This window comes from Nocardia sp. NPDC047648 (genome assembly GCF_040642815.1).
Classification (GTDB): Bacteria; Actinomycetota; Actinomycetes; order Mycobacteriales; family Mycobacteriaceae; genus Nocardia; species Nocardia gamkensis.
Window position 1 is genome coordinate 1 of the sequence record NZ_JBEYSX010000042.1, and the last position, 1,390, is coordinate 1,390.

The 1,390-nt window shown below is 62.7% G+C and carries 1 protein-coding gene; it reads right to left on the reverse strand.

Going from position 1 to position 1,390, the window contains the following annotated elements; translation table 11 throughout:
* Positions 1–40 precede the first annotated feature (40 nt).
* On the reverse strand, positions 41–1,342 hold the full coding sequence (locus ABZ803_RS35245; RefSeq protein ID WP_357046213.1) for an IS256 family transposase: 1,302 nt from the start codon (positions 1,340–1,342) through the stop codon (positions 41–43).
* Positions 1,343–1,390 lie beyond the last annotated feature (48 nt).

Below are 1,390 nucleotides of genomic sequence, written 5' to 3' on the forward strand. Positions count from 1 at the left end.
CGGGTCTGTCCAGCCAACGGTGTAACCCGGTTTGATTGGGTTACTTCCGTCCAGCGCTGAGTCGGCCTTCGAAGGTGATGTCGAAGGCGTTCAACGCCGCTTTCCAGCGGGTGACCCACCGTTTCTGGCCTGTTCCGGTGGGATCGAGGGCCATGATCGCCAGGTAGACACACTTCAACGCGGCTTGCTCGTTGGGGAAGTGGCCGCGGGCGCGCACGGCCCGGCGGATACGGGCGTTGACCGACTCGATGGCATTCGTCGAGCACACGACCCTGCGGATTTCGGTGTCGAACGCCAGGAACGGCACGAACTCCGCCCACGAGTTCTCCCATAGTTTGACGATCGCCGGATACTTTTGGCCCCAGGCCTCGATGAACTCGTAGAACCGTTCCAGCGCGGCCGATTCCGTCGGTGCGGTGTAGATCGGTTTCAATGCTTTGGCGATGGCGTCCCAGTGCTGGCGGGCCGCGTATCGGAACGATGCGCGCAGCAGATGCACCACGCAGGTCTGCACAACCGCAGCCGGCCAGACCTCACCGATCGCCTCGGGTAGTCCTTTGAGGCCGTCGCAGACGAGCATGCAGACATCCTCGGCACCACGATTACGCAGCTCGGTGAGTATCTGCAGCCAGAACTTGGCGCCCTCACCGCCGTCTCCGGCCCACAAACCGAGGATGTCGCGGGTGCCGTCCACGGTGACTGCCAACGCGACATAGATGGGTCGGTTGGCGACCTTGCCGTCGCGGATCTTCACGTGGATGGCGTCCAGGAAGATCACCGGATACACGCTGTCCAGCGGCCGGTTCTGCCACTCGTTCATGCCGTCGATCACTTTGTCGGTGATCGTGGAGATCGTCTGCTTGGACACCTCGGCGCCATAGACCTCACGCAGGTGCGCGGAGATCTCCCCATGCGTGAGACCCTTGGCCGACAGCGACAACACCATGTTCTCCACACCGTTGAGCCGACGCTGTCGTTTGCGCACGATCTGCGGCTCGAAGCTGGCGTCCCGGTCACGGGGGACGTCGATCTCGACCGGCCCGACATCGGTGACCACCGTCTTCGAGCGGGTCCCGTTGCGAGAATTTCCTGTTCCACGACCAGCCGGGTCGCCGTGGTCGTATCCGAGATGGTCGGTGATCTCACCATCGAGGGCGGATTCGACGACCATTTTGGTCAACTGCGCCAGCAGCCCACCTTCTCCGGTCAGCTGCAAACCGCTACTTCGGGCCTGGGCCACCAGCTGGCCCACCAGTTCGGCATCCACCGCCGGCGCCTTCGCATCCTTACGCTTCGCCACCGCAGCAGTATCGACCACACCGGCCCTCGCCACATCAGACATCAAGTGCCACTCCTTGATCGGGAGTTACACCGTTGTATTTACAGTCCC

What these genes read in the sequence shown, in the direction of transcription:
- ABZ803_RS35245 (WP_357046213.1), bottom strand. Translation starts at nt 1,342, where the DNA reads ATGTCTGATGTGGCGAGGGCCGGTGTGGTCGATACTGCTGCGGTGGCG.